Origin of the sequence: Plantactinospora endophytica (assembly GCF_016862915.1) — a bacterium.
GTDB classification, from domain to species: domain Bacteria; phylum Actinomycetota; class Actinomycetes; order Mycobacteriales; family Micromonosporaceae; genus Plantactinospora; species Plantactinospora endophytica.
Genome location: NZ_BONW01000003.1, coordinates 106,154 through 123,904, shown reverse-complemented (window position 1 = coordinate 123,904; position 17,751 = coordinate 106,154). Strand labels below are relative to the sequence as shown.

The following is a 17,751-nucleotide window of genomic DNA, read 5'->3' as shown; positions in this document are numbered from 1 at the left end:
CGCAGCGGTGGCGGCGGCCGGCGGATGACCCGCAGCGGTGGCGGCGGCCGGCGGATGACCCGCAGCGGTGGCGGCGGCCGGCGGATGACCCGCGGCCGTGGCGGCGGGCGGCGAACGATCCGCGCCGACGCCGGACGTCGCCTCCTGCTCCGGCGGGTCGCGTTCGCCCTGGTCGTGGGCCTGCTCGCGGTGCTCGCCTCGGCGACACCGGCCGCCGCGCACGCCGCCGACACCCCCGACGGCACCAACTACCGCACCGAGGTCACCGGGGTGACCCCGGCCGAGCCGGGGCTGCGGGTGCGGGTGGTGGAGGCGGGCGCCCGACTCGAACTGGAGAACCGGACGGGTCGTACGGTCGAGGTGCTGGGCTATGCCGGCGAGCCGTACCTGGAGATCCGCCCCGACGGCGTCTACGAGAACACGGCCTCCCCGGCGACGTACCTGAACCGGACCCTCGCCGGGGACACCCCGCTGCCGGCCGGAGCCGACCCGACCCGGGCACCGTCGTGGCGACGGGTCGGCAGCGAGCCCGTGGTGCGTTGGCACGACCAGCGCGCCCGCTGGTTGGAGGACGCCCCGCCGGCCGGAGTCGCCGCCGCCCCGGACCGGCCGCACCGGGTCCGGGACTGGGTGGTGCCGCTGCGCGCCGGCCTGCGCGGGATGGAACTGCGCGGCACGCTGGACTGGCTGCCGCCGCCGGACCCGTTGCCCTGGTGGAGCGCCAGCCTGCTCGGCGTACTCGTGGTCGGCGTGCTGGGGCTGCTGCCCCGGGCCTCCCGACCGGGGCGCCGGGCCACCGTCGCGCTGGCCGGGCTCGCCGGTGCCGGCGGGCTGGCGGCGATCGCCTACGCGCTGGCCCGGGGCGCCGACGCCGGGCTCGGCGGGATGCTGCTCGGACTGGTCACCGGGCAGCTCTGGCCGACCCTGACCGGCGCCGCCGCGCTGGCCGCCGGGGCGTACGCGCTGACCCGGCGACCGGCCGGCGACTTCGCGCTGGCGCTGGCCGGTACCTGCCTGGCGCTCTTCACCGGAGTGACCAACGCGGCGGTCTTCCTGCGCTCGGTGGTCCCGGTGCCGTGGCCGGCACAGTCGGCCCGGGTCCTGGTCGCGGTGGTGATCGCGGTCGGCGGCGGGCTGGCCGTCGCCGGTGTACTGCGCCTGCGCGCCACCGGCCGGTCGTCCGGCACCGTCGCGGCCGGCCCCCGCCCGCGCCGTCGCCCGACCCGCCGGTGGTCCGTCGCCCTGCCGGTCGACGACCGCCAGGACGACGAGCAGTCGATCGACAAGACCGGTTCCACCGTCGACGGACGGCGTACCGACGAGCCGGCGATCAGCGGTTAGCCGTCAACGGGTCGGCGGCGCGTGGTGGCGTACCGGGGCGGCTCAGCCGTTGCCGGCGAGTTGCCGGGCGGCCACCGCCGGGTCGAAGCCGTACGGCAGCTCCAGGCGGTGCCGGGCGAGCAGTTCGCCGTCGGCGAGGAGCTGTGCGGTCGCCCCGTCGGCGACGATCCGACCGGTGTCCAGGATCACCGACCGGTCGCAGAGCTCCAGCGCGTACGGCAGGTCGTGGGTGACCATCAGCAGGGTCACCGGCAACCGGCGCAGGATTCCGGCCAGCTCGCGCCGGGCGGCCGGATCGAGGTTGGAGGAGGGCTCGTCCAGGACGAGGATCTCCGGACGCATGGCCAGTACGGTGGCGACCGCCACTCGGCGGCGCTGCCCGAAGGAGAGGTGTTGCGGCGCCCGGTCCCGGTGCTCGGCCATCCCGACCGCGTCCAGCGCCTCGGTGACCCGGGCGGCCAGTTCGGCGCCACGCAGGCCCAGGTTGGCCGGGCCGAACGCCACGTCCTCGGCCACCGTGGGCAGGAAGAGCTGGTCGTCGGGGTCCTGGAAGACGATGCCGACCCGGCGGCGGATCTCGGCCAGGGTGTTCCGGTCCCGGTCCACGGTCAGCCCGCCGACGGTGACCGTGCCGTCGCCGCCCGCGAGGATCCCGTTCAGGTGCAGTACCAGGGTCGTCTTGCCGGCGCCGTTCGGGCCGAGCAGCGCGACCCGCTCGCCGCGCGGAACGGTCAGGTCGACGCCGCGCAGCGCGACCTGCCCGTCGGGGTAGCTGAACCGCACGCCGCGTACGTCGAGGGACGGCGCGGCGGCGCCGGGAACGGTGTCCACGTACCCGATCATCCCAGCACGACCGCAGCGGCGGCGATGCCGGTCGCGGCGAGCGGCACCGTCGCCGCGACCAGCCAGTGCCGGGTGGTGGCCGCGCCGGTGGCCAGCCACACTCCCGGCATCCGGCCCTGGTAGCCCCGGGACACCATCGCCAGGTAGACCCGCTCGCCGCGCTCGAAGGCGCGCAGGAAGAGCGCGCCGACCCCGGCGGCGAAGCCGCGCAACTGCCACAGGAACCGGGGGTCGTCGCCCCGGGAGATCCGGGCGACCCGCATCCGCCGCGCCTCGCCGACCAGGACGTCGAGATAGCGCAGCATGAAGGTGGCGATCTGGGTGAGGATCTGCGGGCAGTGCAGCCGGTCCAGGCCGAGGATCAGGTCCCGCATGGTGGTGGTACCGGCGAGCAGCAGCGACGCCAGCACCCCCAGGGTGCCCTTGGCCAGGATGTTCCAGCCGCCGTAGAGGCCGTCGACGGAGAGTTCCAGCCCCAGCCAGGTCACCTGCTCGCCGGTACCGAGGAACGGCAGCGCGAACGCGAAGACCACGAACGGCAGCTCGATCAACGACCGGCTGGCCAGCCAGCCCAGCCCGACCCGGGAGACCGCCGCCACCAGCAGTAGCAGCCCGAGATAGCCGCCGAACGCCCAGAACGCCTCCCGGGGGGTCGCGACCACGGCGAGGGTGAAGACCACCATCGCCGCGATCTTGACCTCGGGTGGCAGCCGGTGCACCGCCGACGTCCGCTCCCGGTAGAGCACGTGCGCGTGCCCGGCTCCCATCCGCGTACTCCTACTCGCTGCCGTCGGTGCCGGTACGGCCGGCGCCGGTCGGGGTCGAGGTGTCCCCGGGCCGGGGTGTGGGGGTACCGGTGGTGACGCCGCCCCCGCCCGCACTCCCGGCCGTGCCGACAGTGCCGGTGCCGGCGGTGACAGTGGCGGTGGCGGAGCGGCGTCGGGTCAGCCAGAACAGGCCGCCGCCGACGGCGAAGGTGATCAGCACGCCGAGTACCCCGGAGAGGCCGGTGGAGAGATACCCGTTGTCGACGCCCTTGACGCCGTAGTCGGCCAGCGGCGAGTCGGCCAGCTCGTGGTCCTTGGTCTCCTGCGCCGGGCAGCTACCGCCGGTGATGTTGTCGTCCGCGTCGAAGGTGCAGCCCTCGCGCAGCGACGAGTCCAGGCCGTCCGGGTGGGCCGAGGCGAAGTTGCTCACCACTCCGGCCAGCAGCAGGGCGACCAGCAGGCCGCCGAGAATGAAGGCGCCGGAGCGCACGGTCAGTCGGGTTCCGCCGATCGTCATCGGGCACCTCCGGGCACCGGGAACTCGCGGGCGGTCGACAGGGGGCGCAGTGAGCGCAGCGCGTAGACCAGGTCGGGGCGGACCTTCGCCACGGTGACCACCGTGGTCGCGGTGATCAGGCCCTCGCCGACACCGATCAGCAGGTGTGCCGCGGCCATCGTGCCGGCCAGCCCGCCGATGCTGTTGCCGACGTCGGTGGTGCCACCCAGCCAGTACTGGAGGACGAAGCCCTGCGAGGCGACCAGCACGCTGAGCACCGAGGCGACGAACGCGGTGACCGCCAGCCCGCTGACCGTACGCGGCAGGATCCGCAGCAGGAGCGCGACCAGCAGGTACGCGACCGCGACACCGATCAGCGCCATGTTGGTGATGTTGAGGCCGAGCATCGCCACCCCGCCGTCGCCGAAGATCAGCGACTGCACGATCAGCACCACCGCGACGCAGAGCGCACCGACCCAGGGCCCGACCAGGACCGCGGCGAGTGCCCCGCCGAGCAGGTGGCCGCTGACCGCGCCCGTGAAGATCGGGAAGTTGAGCATCTGGACGGCGAAGATGAACGCGGCGACCAGGCCGGCCATCGGGGCCAGTCGGTCGTCCAGGTCCTGCCGACTACGGAACACGCACAGCGCGAGCGCCACCAGGGCCAATGCCCCGAAGGCCGCAGCGACGGGACCGTTGACGATCCCGTTCGAGATGTGCATTGCCAGGTTTTCCACGCCACCTCCCGGATGCCGGCGCGGGATCTGCCCCGCCGGCCGGCTCAGCCTAGAAGCCGTCGATCGTTATTGCCAAGATTTTGCAAGAGCTGTACACCAACCGCAATCTGCGGTCCATCTGGCGATAGGGTCATGGCCATGACCTCGCCGACCCGCCTCGCCCCCGGGGACTCCGCGCCCGACTTCGCGCTGCTCACCGACGCCGGGGAGACGCTCTCGCTCAAGGAACTGCGTGGCCGCAAGGTGGTGCTCTACGCCTACCCGAAGGCGATGACGCCGGGCTGTACCAAGCAGGCATGTGACTTCCGGGATTCGCTCGCCTCGCTCCAGGCCGCCGGTTACGAGGTGGTCGGCATCTCACCGGACTCCCCGACGGCGCTGGCGAAGTTCCGGGACCGGGACGCCATCACGTTCCCGCTGGTCTCGGACCCGGACAAGGCGGTACTCACCGCGTACGGGGCGTACGGGGAGAAGCAGTCGTACGGCCGGACGATCACCGGGGTGATCCGCTCGACGTTCGTCATCGACGAGGAGGGCCGGATCGAACGGGCGCTCTACAACGTCAAGGCCACCGGACACGTCGCCAAACTCCGCCGGGACCTCGGCCTGGACTGAGCCCGGCCGCGGTCTAGACTTTGAGCGCGAGCGGGAGTGGTGTAATGGCAGCCACGCAGGATTTAGGTTCCTGTGCCTTCGGGCGTAGGGGTTCGACTCCCCTCTCCCGCACAGCTCGGCCCGGCCGCCCTCGCCCGGGGCGGCCGACGACATGATGTGCCGCCCGGCGGGTTGCGCGGATCCGGCGACGACCGGCCGCTGTTAGCGGCGTCACGCCCGGCGCGCGGGGCGGCGGGGGCGCCGACGAAGCAGACGAGGATGGCCGGCGTGGGCATCCGCTTCGTGGTCGATCCGCCGTCGACCCCCGAGTTGCGCGACGAGATCGTCACCCTGTGGACGGCGGTGACCAACGCCGGCGGCGCGGTCGGGTTCGTCGGACCGGTCACCGAGGACGACGTCCGGCCGTTCGCGCTGGCCACCCTCCGCGAGGCGGCTGACGGGCCGGACCGGCTGCTGGTCGGGTACGACGGCGACGAGTTGATCGCGCTGCTCGTCCTCACCGACAACCGGTTCCACCTCAAGGCGCACTGGTGCGTGCTGAAGCGGGTGATGGTGCACCCGGACCGGCAGGGTCACGGCTATGGTCAGGCACTGCTGCGCGAGGCCGAGGCCCTGGCCCGGAAGGCGGGCCGGGAGGCTCTGCACCTGACCGTCCGGGACGGCCGGGGCGTGGAGGAGTTCTACCGGCGGCTCGGCTACCGCGAGGTCGGCCGGCTGCCCGGAGCGCTCCGGGTCGGGCCGGGCGACGACCGCGACGAGATCCAGATGTGGCTGCCGCTGACCTGAACCGACCGTCGACGCGACCGCCGCCGACCCGCTCGACCCCGGCACGTCCCGGGCTCACCCGAGCTCGGCACGATCCAGGCTCACCCGCGCTCGGCACGATCCAGGCTCACCCGCACTCGGCACGTCCCGGGCTCACCCCGGCTCGGCACGATCCACAGCCGACCGCCCCGGTCGGCGGGTCAGTCGCAGCCGACCGCGACCGGGGCACCGGCCGCGCCGGCCACCGGCTGACCGGACGGGTCGGCGCCGGTCGGCGTACTCGGGGCGGGCGTCGGCGACGCGGTCGGAGTGGCGCTGGCGGCCGGGGTGGGCGAGGGCGACGGAGGCGACGAGGCGGTACCGGCCGGGGTGGTGTCGTACATCCGTACCGTGCTGCGCTGCACCTGTCGGGGCGCCAGCCGGATTCCGGTGGCGACCGCCTGGTGGCCGTAGACGTCGACGACCCGGATCGAGTACGGCCCCGGGCCGATCCCGCCGTCGATCACCCAGTAGTTGTCGGAGCCGCGCTTGGCGGTCCGCCAGCCCGCGCCGTCGCGCTTCGCGGCCACCGACTTCACCGGGTTGCCGTGGTTGCCGACCTGCACCGCGAACCAGTACTGCGAGACGCCGCTCTTGAGCCGGAAGGTGAGCGGGCCGGACAGTGGCGGGTCGACCGCCGCCCGGTAACGCACCGAGATGATGCCCTCGGAGAGGTCGGCGATCTTTGCGAACGCCTGCCTGGACAGGTCGATCTTGTTGTTGGTGCAGCCGGCACAGCGGTCCAGCACCATCACCCGGACGGTGCCCTTCGGTCCGGTCACGTCGAGGAAGCTGCCACAGGCGGCCGAGCCGGCGTACTGGCTGGAGCCGAGCGCGGCGTAGAGCCGGTTGGCCGGCGGGCCGGGCAGCGAGCAGTTGCCGCCCGAGCTTCCGCCGTCGTAGTGCGACGCCTTTCCCTTGTAGACGGTGGCGCCCGACGGTGGCGCGGCCTGCCCGACCGGGGGCGCGGCCAGGGCGGCGGCGCAGGCGGCCGAATCGGAGAACTGCCAGACGAGGACCAGCCCGAGGACGGCGGCGAGCACCGCCGCGGACCCGCCGGCCAGCCAGCGCCGCGACGCCTTCCGCCGGGCCGGCCGGTCGATCGTGGCCGGGTCGCCGGCGGAAGCCAGGGCGGCTCCGGCGGGGCCGACACGTCCGGCGGGGACGCCGGCCGGGTCCACGCCGGACGGCACGGCACCTCCGGCACCTCCGGCGCCGCCGGTGGAGGTCTGGTCAGCGCCGTTCGGATTGTCGGGAAGCTCCGGCTCGATCACCCGGGCATGTTGCCCTAGCCGCCACGCCTTCCGCAAGGCCCGGACCAGGGCGTTCGACCGGTGCCGATGGCTGCCGGGATCAGGGCAGCAGTTCCACCGGGTCGCCGATGGTGAGCGTGTCGGCGGAACCCGCCGGCCCGGGTACCGGCACCAGGTTCTGACCGAAGACGAGTTGCCGGTTGATCCGGCGGTACTTCGCCAGCGTGCGCAGCGGCTCCCGGCCGCGTACCCCGGTCTCCTGGTCGGTGGTGGTGACCAGGCACCGGCCGCAGGGCTTGGCCACCAGGAACGTCACCGGGCCGATCCGGAGCCGGCGGCCGGTCCAGGCGTCCTCGGCCCACGGTCCGGTGCCGCCGACCACCACGTTGGGGCGGAACCGGGTCATCGGCAGCGGCGCCTCGACGTTCCCCGATTCGAGCAGCGAGGAGTTGAGCGCGTCCAGCGACGCGCGGTTGGCCAGCAGCAGCGGATAGCCGTCGGCGAAGCTGACCCGGTCGGCCGGGTCGACGAGGTCGGCGTCCGGGATCGGGCGCACCGTCGGGTCGCCGAGCCAGACCAGCCGGACCTTCCGGTCGAGCAGTCGGGAGAGCCAGTCGTCGGCCGCCGGCTCCGCCCGCCGGGCCGGCGCGGCGGCCAGGTTCGAGAAGACGCGTACGGCGACCGGCTCGCCGTCGACCGGTTCGGTCACCTCCAGGGCGGGCCGCCCGGCGGCGCGCAGCAGCAGACCGCCGGGGCGGAGTTCCGGCCGGATGGCCACCAGACCGGTCACCTGGCGCTGGGTGACCCCGATGCTGTCCTCGTCCACGATCATCCAGCGCCGGTCGCCGGCCAGGCCCCACGGCTCGACCCGGGCGTCGGCGAGGTCGAGCCGGTAGCAACCCTTGACCGGGTACGTGTGCAGGGAGACCAGCCGCATGGCGTTCACCCTGCCACAACGATTCCGGTGGCCGGAAAGATGCTTCCGGCCACCGGGCGTGGAGTGCGGAACCGGACGGCTACCAGGCGATGCCGATGCCGTCTCCGGGGTACCAGTGCTGGGCCGGGGTCTCCCGGTAGGCGAGGAACCGGCGGCCGGTCTTCTCGGCGTGTTCGGCGAGCACGTTGGTCACCGTGACGTTGTCGGTGAGCAGCCGGGCCCCGGGTGCCAGCTTCGGGGAGACGGCCTGGAACTCCCGGCGTTCGTGTCCGGTGCTGTGGTTGCTGTCGTGCAGGAAGAGGTCCACCGGCCGGTCCAGGGCCTTGATCGAGGCGAGCGAGTCGCCGATCACCAGGTCGACCACGCTGGCCCAGGGCTCGGACTTGGCCAGGTAACCGGCCTCCGGGTTGATGTCCAGCGAGGTGACCCGGCCGGGCTCGCCGTCGGCCGCGTTGCGCAGCAGGGCCGAGGCGAGTACGCAGGTGCCGAGCCCTTTGTCCACGCCCGTCTCGACGATGTGCTTGGGCCGGGTGGCCCGGACGATCGCGTACCAGCCGATCCGGCGGGCGTACCGGACGCGCCGGTCGGCCAGTCCGCGCCGGTCCGAGGCGGCGGTGGCCTGCTCGATGTGCTGCCGCAGCGGTTCGTCCTCCTCGATCTCGGTGAGGTACGTCCGCACCTGCTTGACCGGTACGTCGCAGGTCACGCTGACGAACCAGGCGAGGTGTTCCCGGCTGAGTTTGGTCAGGTCGTAGGTGTAGTTGTGGTGCTCACGGGAGGTGAGCAGCCACTTGGCCGAGACACTGATCACCCGGGCGTCGTGCTTGGCCACCCGCATCAGCCGCTTGGGGAACGCGGCGACCGGGGCGAGGCGGGTGCGGGCGATCGCACGCCGGAAATTCGTACCGTCCACCCGGAAGGTTCTACCACGTCTGGGGTGTCCCATTGCCCTCTGAATTATTTCATGCATAGAGTCTTCATGTGAATGACAGTGCTGTCATCGCGGCGCCGCCGACGGACCGCGTACTCGACCTGTTCCAGGGCATCCGGCTGACGCCGACCCAGCGACGGATCGCGCACAGCCTTGTCCAGCACGCCGCCTCCGCCGCCTACCTGTCGGCGGCCGAGATCGCCGAGCTGGCCAAGGTCAGCCAGCCCTCGGTGACCCGGTTCGCGGTGGCGCTCGGCTACGACGGATATCCGGCGCTGCGCCGCCGGCTCCGGGAGATCGCCGCCGCCGGGCAGGGCCGGCCCGACCTGGTGTCGACCGGCAACGAGGTGCAGCGGGCGGTCCGCGCCGAGGCCGACAACCTCGACCGGCTCGCCGAGCAGCTCGCCGACCGGGACGGGGTGACCGCCGCCGGGAACCTGCTGGCCGGCAGCCGCCCGCTGGTCGTACTCGGGCTGCGCGCCGCCGCCCCGCTGGCCGGGTACTTCGCGTACTTCGCGGCGAAGGTGCTGCCGGACGTCCGGGTACTGGACTCCGGCGGAACCCTGCTCACCGACCGGCTGGAGCAGGCCCGGGCGGCCGGCGCGAGCGCCCTGCTGGCGATCGTGCTGCCGCGCTATCCCCGGGAGTCGCTGGACGCGCTCGCCGCCGCCCGGGCGGCCGGGATGTCGGTGGTGGTGATCACCGATTCGGCAGTCAGCCCGGCCGCCGAGTACGCCGACATCGTGCTGCCGGCCGCCGTCGGCGCCCAACTCGTCTTCGACCTGCACACCGCACCGATGACCCTGTCCATGGTGCTGCTCCAGGCGATCTGCGACGCCGCACCGGCCGACGCCCAGCGCCGGCTGGAGGAGTTCGAGCAGTCCGCCGCTCGCCGCCAGTTGTTCGTCGGATAGCCACCGGCGGTTCACCGACCCTCCCGTACCGCAGCACAGACCAACAAGCCCGCACCAAGGTCGATCAGGAACACCGAACCGTCCCACCGCAGCAGGAACCGAAGCAGCAGGAACCGAAGCAGCAGGAACCGCAGAAGGAGTCGACATGCCCGAGCCGATCCGCGCCGCCCGCGGCACCACCCGGACCGCCGCCGGGTGGCCGCAGGAGGCGGCGCTGCGGATGCTGATGAACAACCTCGACCCGGAGGTGGCCGAACGCCCCGACGACCTGGTCGTGTACGGCGGGACCGGCCGGGCGGCCCGGGACTGGCCGTCGTACCACGCACTGGTGCGGACGCTCGGCACGCTCGCCGACGACGAGACCATGCTGGTGCAGTCGGGCCGGCCGGTCGGGGTACTGCGGACCCACGAGTGGGCGCCCCGGGTGCTGATCGCCAACTCGAACCTGGTCGGCGACTGGGCCACCTGGCCGGAGTTCCGCCGCCTCGAACAGCTCGGCCTGACCATGTACGGCCAGATGACCGCCGGCTCGTGGATCTACATCGGCACCCAGGGCATCCTCCAGGGCACCTACGAGACCTTCGCCGCCGTGGCGACGAAGCTCGCCGCCAGCCGCGCTGACGGGCAGCAGCCGAGCAGCGGCTCGCTGGCCGGCACCCTGACGCTGACCGCCGGCTGCGGCGGGATGGGCGGGGCGCAGCCGCTCGCGGTGACCATGAACGGCGGCGCCTGCCTGATCGTCGACGTCGACCCGGAGCGGCTGGCCCGCCGGGTCGCCACCCGATACCTCGACACCGTGGCCGGCTCGCTGGACGAGGCGCTGGACCAGGTGCTGGCCGCCAAGCGGGAACGCCGGGCGCTCTCGGTCGGAGTGGTCGGCAACGCCGCCACCGTCTTCCCCGAACTGCTCCGCCGGGGCGTCGAGATCGACATCGTCACCGACCAGACCAGCGCGCACGACCCGCTGTCGTACGTGCCGGACGGGGTCGAGCTGGCCGACGCCGCCGAGCTGGCCCGGACGAAGCCGGCCGAGTACACCGAGCGGGCCCGGGCCGCGATGGTCAAGCACGTCGCGGCGATGGTCGGCTTCCTGGACGGCGGTGCCGAGGTCTTCGACTACGGCAACTCGATCCGGGGCGAGGCACAGCTCGGCGGGTACGACCGGGCGTTCGCGTTTCCCGGCTTCGTGCCGGCGTACATCCGGCCGCTGTTCAGCGAGGGCAAGGGGCCGTTCCGCTGGGCGGCGCTCAGCGGCGACCCGGCCGACATCGCCACCACCGACCGGGCCGTGCTGGACCTGTTCCCGGAGAACGAGTCGCTGGCCCGGTGGATCCGGCTGGCCGGCGAGCGGGTCGCCTTCCAGGGCCTGCCGGCCCGGATCTGCTGGCTCGGGCACGGCGAGCGGGACAAGGCGGGGGTGCGGTTCAACGAGATGGTGGCCAGCGGCGAGCTGACCGCCCCGGTGGTGATCGGCCGGGACCACCTGGACGCCGGCTCGGTCGCCTCGCCGTACCGGGAGACCGAGGCGATGGCCGACGGCTCCGACGCGATCGCCGACTGGCCGCTGCTGAACGCACTGGTCAACACCGCCAGCGGCGCCTCCTGGGTGAGCATCCACCACGGCGGCGGGGTCGGCATCGGCCGCTCCATCCACGCCGGCCAGGTCTGCGTGGCCGACGGCAGCCCGCTGGCCGGGCAGAAGATCGAAAGGGTGCTGAGCAACGACCCGGCGATGGGCGTACTCCGGCACGTCGACGCCGGCTATCCGGAGGCCGCCGAGGCGGCTGCCCGGGGCGGCCTGCGCATCCCGATGGCCGAAGGGTAGGCGGGCGCGTTGACCACGAACCCGATAGCTACCTGGTTCCCCCGGCTCTGGGCGGAGATCGCCCCGGTCGGCCGCGACCCGGGCACCGGCGGCTACCTCCGGTACGGCTTCTCCGAGCCGGTACGGGAGCTGGAGCGGTGGTTCCGGAGCACCGCCACGGCCGACGGGGCGCACACCGTCGAGGCGGACGGCAACGGCAACCTGATCGCCTGGTACGGCCCACCGCCCGAGCGGGGCGACGCCGTGCTGCTCGGCAGCCACTTCGACTCCGTACCGCACGGCGGCGGCTACGACGGTCCACTCGGCATCGTCAGCGCCCTGCTGGCGGTGCGGGCACTGCGCGCGGAGGGGCGGGAGTTCCGTCGGCCGGTCGGAGTGGTGGCGTTCGCCGAGGAGGAGGGCTCGCGGTTCGGCGTACCCTGTCTCGGCTCCCGGCTGCTCAGCGGCGCGCTCGACCCGGAGCGGGCGGCGGCGCTGACCGACCGGGACGGGGTGAGCCTGGCCGAGGCGCTGGGCGGCCGGCCGGCCGGTGCCCGACCGGACCTGCTGGCCCGGATCGGCGCCTTCGTCGAGCTGCACGTCGAGCAGGGCCGGGCGCTGGTCGACGTCGGCGCGCCGGTCGGGGTGGCCAGCGGGATCTGGCCGCACGGCCGCTGGCGGCTGGACTTCGGCGGCGAGGCCAACCATGCCGGTACGACGAGGATGGCCGACCGGCGCGACCCGATGCTGACCTACGCCTTCACGGTGCTGGCCGCCAACAAGGAGGCCCGGCTGCGCGGCGCGCACGCCACCGTCGGCCGGGTCGAGGTGGAACCGAACGCCACGAACGCGATCCCGGCCCGGGTACGCGGCTGGCTGGACGCCCGGGCCGCCGACCCCGACACCCTGGCGGCACTGGTCGAAGGGGTACGTGCGAAGGCCGCCGACCGGGCCACCCGGGACGGTACGACGCTGACCGTGACCCGCGAGTCGCTCAGCCCGCTGGTCGAGTTCGACGGCGGACTGGTCGAGGCGTTCCGCCGGGTGCTGTCGGATGGGGTGCCGGTACTGCCGACCGCCGCCGGGCACGACGCCGGGATTCTCGCCGAGCACGTGCCGACCGCGATGCTCTTCGTCCGCAACCCGACCGGGGTGTCGCACTCCCCTGCCGAGTACGCCGAGGACGACGACTGTGTCGAGGGCGTACGCCGGCTGGCCGACCTGCTCGCCCACCTGGCCGCCGGATGACCGCCCCCGACCCGGCTACCGCCGCGACCGATGCCACCGCGCCGACCGGCGCCGGCAGGCCGGTCCCGCGCCACCACCAGCGCTACCACGCCGAGTACGCCTGGCTGCCGGACCGCCCCGAGCCGGACGCCGACGTACTGGTCGAGATCGTCGACGGCCGGTTCACCGCCGTCACGCCGGGCGTGCCGGTGCCGCCGCCGGACGCCCGACGGCTGTCCGGGCTGACCCTGCCGGGGTTGGCCAACGCGCACTCGCACGCCTTCCACCGGGCACTGCGCGGGCGCAGTCACGGCCACCGGGGCGACTTCTGGGACTGGCGGCAGCAGATGTACGCGGTTGCCGCCCGGCTCGACCCGGAGCGCTACCTCGCGCTGGCCCGGGCCACGTACGCCGAGATGGCGCTGGCCGGGATCACCTGCGTCGGCGAGTTCCACTATCTGCACCACGCCCCGGACGGCAGCCCGTACGCCGACCCGAACGTGATGGGTGCGGCGCTGGTCGAGGCCGCCGCCCAGGCCGGTATCCGGCTCACCCTGCTGGACACCTGCTACCTGACTGCCACTGTGGACGGTAAGCCGCTGACCGGGCCGCAGGTGCGGTTCGGCGACGGCGACGCGGCACGCTGGGCCGAACGGGCCGCAGCGTTGCGTCCGTCCGGCGGGCACGCCCGGGTCGGCGCGGCGATCCACTCCGTCCGGGCGGTACCCGCCGAGCAGCTCGCCGAGGTGGCCGGCTGGGCCGCCGACCGGGCCGCCCCGCTGCACGTACACCTCTCCGAGCAGCCGGCGGAGAACGAGGCGTGTCTGGCGTACCACGGAAGGACCCCGACCGGGCTGCTGGCCGAGGCGGGCGCGCTCGGCCCGGCCACGACGGCGGTGCACGCCACCCACCTGACCGACGCGGACCGGCTGCTGCTCGGCGGCGGTACCGGAGTGTGCCTCTGCCCGACCACCGAACGGGACCTGGCCGACGGGATCGGCCCGGCCCGGGCGCTGGCCGACGCGGGCAGCCCGATCAGCCTCGGCAGCGACAGCCACGCGGTGATCGACATCTTCGAGGAGGCCCGCGCGATGGAGCTGGACGAGCGGCTGCACACGCTGGCCCGGGGCCACTTCAGCGCGGCCGAACTGGTCCGGGCCGGCACCGCCGCCGGGCACGCCGCGTTGGGCTGGCCGGACGCCGGACGGCTCGCCCCGGGCGGCCGGGCCGACCTGGTCACCGTGCGGCTGGACAGTGTCCGGACCGCCGGGGTGCCGCCGGTCGGGGCCTTCTTCGCGGCCGGCGCGACCGACGTGACCGACGTACTGGTCGACGGTCGGCCGGTGGTCCGGGACGGCCGGCACCTGCGGCTCGACGTCCCGGCCGAACTGGTCTCGGCGATCGCGGCGGTGGCGCCGTGAACCTGCTGAATCGGAGCGGTGACGGCGTGAACCTGCGCGATCGGGGCAGTGACGGCGTGGACCTGCGCAACCGGGGCGGTGACGGCATGAACGCCGCCGATCGGAGCGCGGACGGCGTGCACCTGCGAGCCGGGGCGGTGGCGCCGTGAGCCTGCTGATCGACAACATCGGCGAGTTGGTCACCAATGTCGCCGGGATCGGCGAGGGCGGGCCGCTCGGCATCCGTCGCAAGGCCGCGCTGCTGGTCGAGGAGGGCGAGGTCGCCTGGATCGGTCCGGCCCGCTACGCCCCGGCCACCGACCACCGGATCGACGCCGACGGCCGGGCGGTGCTGCCCGGGTTCGTGGACAGTCACTCCCACCTCGTCTTCGCCGGGGACCGGGCCGCCGAGTTCGCCGCCCGGATGGCCGGCGAGCCGTACACCGGAGGCGGGATCCGGACCACCGTCGCCGCCACCCGGGCCGCCGACGACGACCGGCTCCGGGACACCGTCGGGCGGCTGCACGCCGAGGCGGTCCGGCAGGGCACCACCACGATCGAAATCAAGAGTGGGTACGGCCTCAACGTCGCCGACGAGGCCCGCTCGCTGCGGATCGCCGCCGAGTTCACCGCCGAGACGACGTTCCTCGGCGCCCACGTCGTGCCGGCGGAGTACGCCGACCGCCCCGACGACTACGTCGGACTGGTATGCGGGCCGATGCTCCGGGCCGCGCTGCCGTACGCGAAGTGGATCGACGTGTTCTGCGAGCGGGGTGCCTTCGACGCCGACCACGCGCGGGCGATCCTCACCGTCGGGCAGGCCGCCGGGCTCGGCGTACGGGTGCACGCCAACCAGCTCGGTCCCGGGCCGGGGGTGCAGCTCGGGGTGGAGCTGGGCGCGGCCAGCGTCGACCACTGTACCCACCTGTCCGATGTGGACGTGGACGTGCTGGCGATGTCGGACACGGTGGCGACACTGCTGCCCGGCGCCGAGTTCTCCACCCGGTCGCCGTACCCGGACGCGCGGCGGCTGCTCGACGCCGGGGTGACGGTGGCGCTGGCGACGGACTGCAACCCCGGGTCGTCGTACACCTCGTCGATGCCGTTCTGCGTCGCGCTCGCGGTCCGCGAGATGGGCATGACCCCGGCGGAGGCGGTCTGGGCGGCCACCGCCGGTGGCGCGCGGGCGCTGCGCCGCGCGGACGCCGGGGTGCTCCGGCCGGGGGTACCGGCCGACCTGAGCATCCTCGACGCGCCCTCCTACCTGCACCTGGCCTACCGGCCCGGTGTTCCACTGATCAGCCAGGTCCTGCACAACGGAGTACCGCAATGTCAACCGTGACCCGACCCGTCGTCACCGTCCAGCCCACCGGGATCGCCCCGGCCGACGTGCTGGCGGTGGCCCGGGGTACCGCCACCGTCGCCCTCGATCCGTCCACACTGGATGCCATGGCGGCCAGCCGGGCGATCGTGGACCGGATCGAGCAGACCGGCCGCCCGGTGTACGGCGTCTCGACCGGGTTCGGCGCGCTCGCCAACACCTTCGTCACGCCCGAGCGGCGGGCCGAGTTGCAGCACGCACTGATCCGCTCGCACGCCGCCGGGGTGGGCGCCCCGATGCCCCGCGAGGTGGTCCGGGCGATGATGCTGCTCCGGATCCGCTCCCTCGCCCTCGGCCACTCCGGGGTACGCCCCGAGCTGGCCCAGGCACTCGCCGACCTGCTCAACGCCGACATCACCCCGTGGGTACCGGAACACGGCTCGCTCGGCGCCTCCGGCGACCTGGCCCCGCTGGCGCACTGCGCGCTGGTGCTGCTCGGCGAGGGCTGGGTGGTCGGCCCGGACGGCGGCCGGCAGGACGCGGCGGTGGCGCTGCGCGCTGCCGGGCTGCGGCCGGTGACGCTCGCCGCCAAGGAGGGACTGGCGCTGGTCAACGGCACCGACGGAATGCTCGGGATGCTGCTGCTGGCGATCGCCGACGCCGGGCACCTGTTCACGATGGCGGACGTGACGGCGGCACTGGCCATCGAGGCGATGCTCGGCTCGGAGCGGCCGTTCCTGCCGGAACTGCACGCGATCCGCCCGCACCCGGGGCAGGCGCTGTCGGCGGCCAACATCCACCGGCTGCTCCAACAATCGTCCATCATGGACTCACACCGGGACGACCTGTCGCACGCCGTGCAGGACGCGTACTCGATGCGCTGCGCCCCGCAGGTCGCCGGGGCGGCCCGGGACACCCTCGCCTTCGTCGACCAGGTCGCCGCCCGGGAACTGCTGTCGGTGGTGGACAACCCGGTGGTGTTGCCGGACGGTCGGGTCGAGTCGACCGGCAACTTCCACGGCGCCCCGCTCGGCTTCGCCGCCGACTTCCTGGCCATCGCCGCCGCCGAGGTCGGGGCGATCGCCGAACGCCGGGTCGACCGGCTGCTCGACGTCACCCGCTCCCGGGAACTGCCGGCGTTCCTCTCCCCCGACGCCGGGGTCAACTCCGGGCTGATGATCGCCCAGTACACCGCCGCCGGCATCGTCGCGGAGAACCGGCGACTGGCCGCACCCGCCTCGGTCGACTCGCTGCCGACCAGCGGGATGCAGGAGGACCACGTCTCGATGGGCTGGGCGGCGGCCAAGAAGCTGCGTACGGTGCTGGACAACCTGACGAGCCTGCTCGCGGTGGAACTGATCGCCGGGGTACGCGGATTGCAGTTGCGGGCGCCGCTCACCCCGTCCCCGGCCGGCCGGGCGGCACTGGCGGCGCTGCGGGACGTCGTCGGCGAGCCCGGCCCGGACATCTTCCTCGCCCCCGCGATGGAGGCGGCCCGTACGGTGGTCGCCGGCCCGGAACTGCGCGCGGCGATCGAGGCGGAAGTCGGACCCCTGGGGTAGAACACCCGACATGGGTTACGAGACGAGATTCACGGGTCGGGTCGGCATCTCGCCGCCGCTCAACCCGGCCGAGATCCGATACCTGACCCGGTTCGCCGACGTGCGGCACATGGACCGGACCAAGGGACCGTACTTCGTCGACGGCGGCGGCTATGCCGGCCAGGACGTCGAGCCCGACGTGCGCGACGTCGGCAAGCCGCCGCCGGGACAGCCCGGCCTCTGGTGCCAGTGGATACCGTCCGAGGACGGCGCCACCCTCGGCTGGGACGAGGAGGAGAAGTTCTACGAAGCCGAGCGGTGGATGGCGTACCTGATCGACACCTTCCTCAGGCCCGGCGCCACGCTGGCCGGGGAACTCGCCGCGCCGGTCGCCGGCCGGGTCTACGCCGAGGAGTTCGCCGGGTTCAGCTTCGACCACGTGGTCGACGGCGTCATCGAGGCCGAGGGCGAGGAGCCGGACGACCGGTGGCGGCTGGCGGTACGGGACAACGTCGTCTACGTGGTCCGGCACGCGGTGCCGCCGGAGTACGACGAGATCGACCCGGCGGACCTCGGTGACTGGGGCGACGCCCAGTGGTCCGAGTTCCGTGCCAGGACCCGGCACAACGTCGCGTACGTCGTGCGGGGCGGCGAACTGGTCGAGGTCGACCCGGCGGACGGCCTCAGCTTCGCCCCGGTCGACGGGCCGGACGGAGGCTGACCGGCAGCGAGCCACCCCGAGAACCGCTCGGCCGGCGCAGGATTCTTGGCAACTGCCGGCATGCGGCGAACCACAGGTCGCCGAGAATCATGATGAGCT

General features: G+C 73.7%; 18 protein-coding genes and 1 tRNA gene. 12 read left to right on the top strand and 7 right to left on the bottom strand.

The window, feature by feature from the left end; translation table 11 throughout:
• Positions 1-24: 24 nt before the first annotated feature.
• A complete protein-coding gene (locus Pen02_RS05730) occupies positions 25-1,341 on the top strand; it encodes a hypothetical protein (RefSeq protein ID WP_239140124.1) in 1,317 nt (438 codons plus the stop codon).
• Positions 1,342-1,383: 42 nt separating this feature from the next.
• Here the strand turns inward: Pen02_RS05730 and Pen02_RS05725 are convergent, their stop codons facing one another.
• From Pen02_RS05725 to Pen02_RS05710, 4 genes are read right to left on the bottom strand one after another with little or no spacing between them, the layout of a single operon-like run.
• Positions 1,384-2,184: an energy-coupling factor ABC transporter ATP-binding protein gene (locus Pen02_RS05725; RefSeq protein ID WP_203864865.1), complete on the bottom strand. Its 801-nt coding sequence runs from the start codon at positions 2,182-2,184 to the stop codon at positions 1,384-1,386.
• Positions 2,181-2,951, bottom strand: coding sequence for a cobalt ECF transporter T component CbiQ (gene cbiQ / locus Pen02_RS05720; RefSeq protein WP_203864864.1), 771 nt, complete (start codon positions 2,949-2,951; stop codon positions 2,181-2,183). Before cbiQ ends, Pen02_RS05725 begins: the two co-directional genes overlap by 4 nt.
• A 10-nt stretch (positions 2,952-2,961) precedes the next feature.
• A complete protein-coding gene (locus tag Pen02_RS05715; protein WP_372445579.1) occupies positions 2,962-3,468 on the bottom strand; it encodes a PDGLE domain-containing protein in 507 nt (168 codons plus the stop codon).
• The gene (locus Pen02_RS05710) at positions 3,465-4,184 is read right to left on the bottom strand and encodes an energy-coupling factor ABC transporter permease (protein ID WP_203864863.1); all 720 of its coding nucleotides are present in this window, start codon (positions 4,182-4,184) and stop codon (positions 3,465-3,467) included. The genes Pen02_RS05715 and Pen02_RS05710 overlap by 4 nt, the downstream gene beginning before the upstream one ends.
• A gap of 138 nt (positions 4,185-4,322) precedes the next feature.
• Here Pen02_RS05710 and bcp point away from each other — a divergent pair, with 138 nt between their 5' ends.
• From bcp to Pen02_RS05695, 3 genes are all read left to right on the top strand, one after another.
• On the top strand, positions 4,323-4,799 hold the full coding sequence (gene bcp / locus Pen02_RS05705; protein WP_203864862.1) for a thioredoxin-dependent thiol peroxidase: 477 nt from the start codon (positions 4,323-4,325) through the stop codon (positions 4,797-4,799).
• A gap of 30 nt (positions 4,800-4,829) precedes the next feature.
• Positions 4,830-4,910, top strand: a tRNA-Leu gene (locus Pen02_RS05700).
• A gap of 147 nt (positions 4,911-5,057) precedes the next feature.
• Positions 5,058-5,585, top strand: a complete 528-nt coding sequence (locus Pen02_RS05695) for a GNAT family N-acetyltransferase (RefSeq protein WP_372445578.1) — start codon at positions 5,058-5,060, stop codon at positions 5,583-5,585.
• A gap of 179 nt (positions 5,586-5,764) precedes the next feature.
• Here Pen02_RS05695 and Pen02_RS05690 read toward each other — a convergent pair whose 3' ends face one another.
• The 3 genes from Pen02_RS05690 to Pen02_RS05680 all read right to left on the bottom strand — a co-directional run bounded on the left by Pen02_RS05690 (position 5,765) and on the right by Pen02_RS05680 (position 8,706).
• The gene (locus Pen02_RS05690) at positions 5,765-6,877 is read right to left on the bottom strand and encodes an expansin EXLX1 family cellulose-binding protein (protein WP_239140121.1); all 1,113 of its coding nucleotides are present in this window, start codon (positions 6,875-6,877) and stop codon (positions 5,765-5,767) included.
• 79 nt (positions 6,878-6,956) lie between these two features.
• Positions 6,957-7,793 (bottom strand): MOSC domain-containing protein, encoded by an 837-nt coding sequence (locus Pen02_RS05685; protein ID WP_203864860.1) that lies wholly within the window; start codon positions 7,791-7,793, stop codon positions 6,957-6,959.
• Positions 7,794-7,872: 79 nt separating this feature from the next.
• Entirely contained in the window at positions 7,873-8,706 is an 834-nt protein-coding gene (locus Pen02_RS05680; protein WP_203864859.1) for a class I SAM-dependent methyltransferase, read from the bottom strand.
• 68 nt (positions 8,707-8,774) lie between these two features.
• Here Pen02_RS05680 and Pen02_RS05675 point away from each other — a divergent pair, with 68 nt between their 5' ends.
• From Pen02_RS05675 to Pen02_RS05640, 8 genes are all read left to right on the top strand, one after another.
• Positions 8,775-9,638: a MurR/RpiR family transcriptional regulator gene (locus Pen02_RS05675; RefSeq protein WP_203864858.1), complete on the top strand. Its 864-nt coding sequence runs from the start codon at positions 8,775-8,777 to the stop codon at positions 9,636-9,638.
• 145 nt (positions 9,639-9,783) lie between these two features.
• The gene (hutU, locus tag Pen02_RS05670; RefSeq protein ID WP_203864857.1) at positions 9,784-11,463 is read left to right on the top strand and encodes a urocanate hydratase; all 1,680 of its coding nucleotides are present in this window, start codon (positions 9,784-9,786) and stop codon (positions 11,461-11,463) included.
• Positions 11,464-11,472: 9 nt separating this feature from the next.
• Positions 11,473-12,690 (top strand): allantoate amidohydrolase, encoded by a 1,218-nt coding sequence (locus Pen02_RS05665; RefSeq protein WP_239140120.1) that lies wholly within the window; start codon positions 11,473-11,475, stop codon positions 12,688-12,690.
• Positions 12,687-14,090, top strand: a complete 1,404-nt coding sequence (locus tag Pen02_RS05660) for a formimidoylglutamate deiminase (RefSeq protein ID WP_203864856.1) — start codon at positions 12,687-12,689, stop codon at positions 14,088-14,090. The genes Pen02_RS05665 and Pen02_RS05660 overlap by 4 nt, the downstream gene beginning before the upstream one ends.
• Positions 14,087-14,239, top strand: coding sequence for a hypothetical protein (locus Pen02_RS05655; protein WP_203864855.1), 153 nt, complete (start codon positions 14,087-14,089; stop codon positions 14,237-14,239). Before Pen02_RS05660 ends, Pen02_RS05655 begins: the two co-directional genes overlap by 4 nt.
• Complete coding sequence (gene hutI / locus Pen02_RS05650) at positions 14,236-15,411, top strand: imidazolonepropionase (RefSeq protein ID WP_203864854.1); 1,176 nt, start codon at positions 14,236-14,238, stop codon at positions 15,409-15,411. The genes Pen02_RS05655 and hutI overlap by 4 nt, the downstream gene beginning before the upstream one ends.
• On the top strand, positions 15,399-16,952 hold the full coding sequence (hutH, locus tag Pen02_RS05645) for a histidine ammonia-lyase (protein ID WP_203864853.1): 1,554 nt from the start codon (positions 15,399-15,401) through the stop codon (positions 16,950-16,952). The genes hutI and hutH overlap by 13 nt, the downstream gene beginning before the upstream one ends.
• A gap of 10 nt (positions 16,953-16,962) precedes the next feature.
• Complete coding sequence (locus tag Pen02_RS05640) at positions 16,963-17,652, top strand: hypothetical protein (RefSeq protein ID WP_203864852.1); 690 nt, start codon at positions 16,963-16,965, stop codon at positions 17,650-17,652.
• Positions 17,653-17,751: the final 99 nt, after the last annotated feature.

Excerpts from the sequence above, each read along its gene's own strand:
- Pen02_RS05730 (WP_239140124.1), top strand. The coding sequence starts at position 25 with ATGACCCGCAGCGGTGGCGGCGGCCGGCGGATGACCCGCAGCGGTGGC.
- Pen02_RS05725 (WP_203864865.1), bottom strand. The coding sequence starts at position 2,184 with ATGATCGGGTACGTGGACACCGTTCCCGGCGCCGCCGCGCCGTCCCTC.
- cbiQ (WP_203864864.1), bottom strand. The coding sequence starts at position 2,951 with ATGGGAGCCGGGCACGCGCACGTGCTCTACCGGGAGCGGACGTCGGCG.
- Pen02_RS05715 (WP_372445579.1), bottom strand. The coding sequence starts at position 3,468 with ATGACGATCGGCGGAACCCGACTGACCGTGCGCTCCGGCGCCTTCATT.
- bcp (WP_203864862.1), top strand. The coding sequence starts at position 4,323 with ATGACCTCGCCGACCCGCCTCGCCCCCGGGGACTCCGCGCCCGACTTC.
- Pen02_RS05695 (WP_372445578.1), top strand. The coding sequence starts at position 5,058 with ATGGCCGGCGTGGGCATCCGCTTCGTGGTCGATCCGCCGTCGACCCCC.
- Pen02_RS05685 (WP_203864860.1), bottom strand. The coding sequence starts at position 7,793 with ATGCGGCTGGTCTCCCTGCACACGTACCCGGTCAAGGGTTGCTACCGG.
- hutU (WP_203864857.1), top strand. The coding sequence starts at position 9,784 with ATGCCCGAGCCGATCCGCGCCGCCCGCGGCACCACCCGGACCGCCGCC.
- Pen02_RS05660 (WP_203864856.1), top strand. The coding sequence starts at position 12,687 with ATGACCGCCCCCGACCCGGCTACCGCCGCGACCGATGCCACCGCGCCG.
- hutH (WP_203864853.1), top strand. The coding sequence starts at position 15,399 with ATGTCAACCGTGACCCGACCCGTCGTCACCGTCCAGCCCACCGGGATC.
- Pen02_RS05640 (WP_203864852.1), top strand. The coding sequence starts at position 16,963 with ATGGGTTACGAGACGAGATTCACGGGTCGGGTCGGCATCTCGCCGCCG.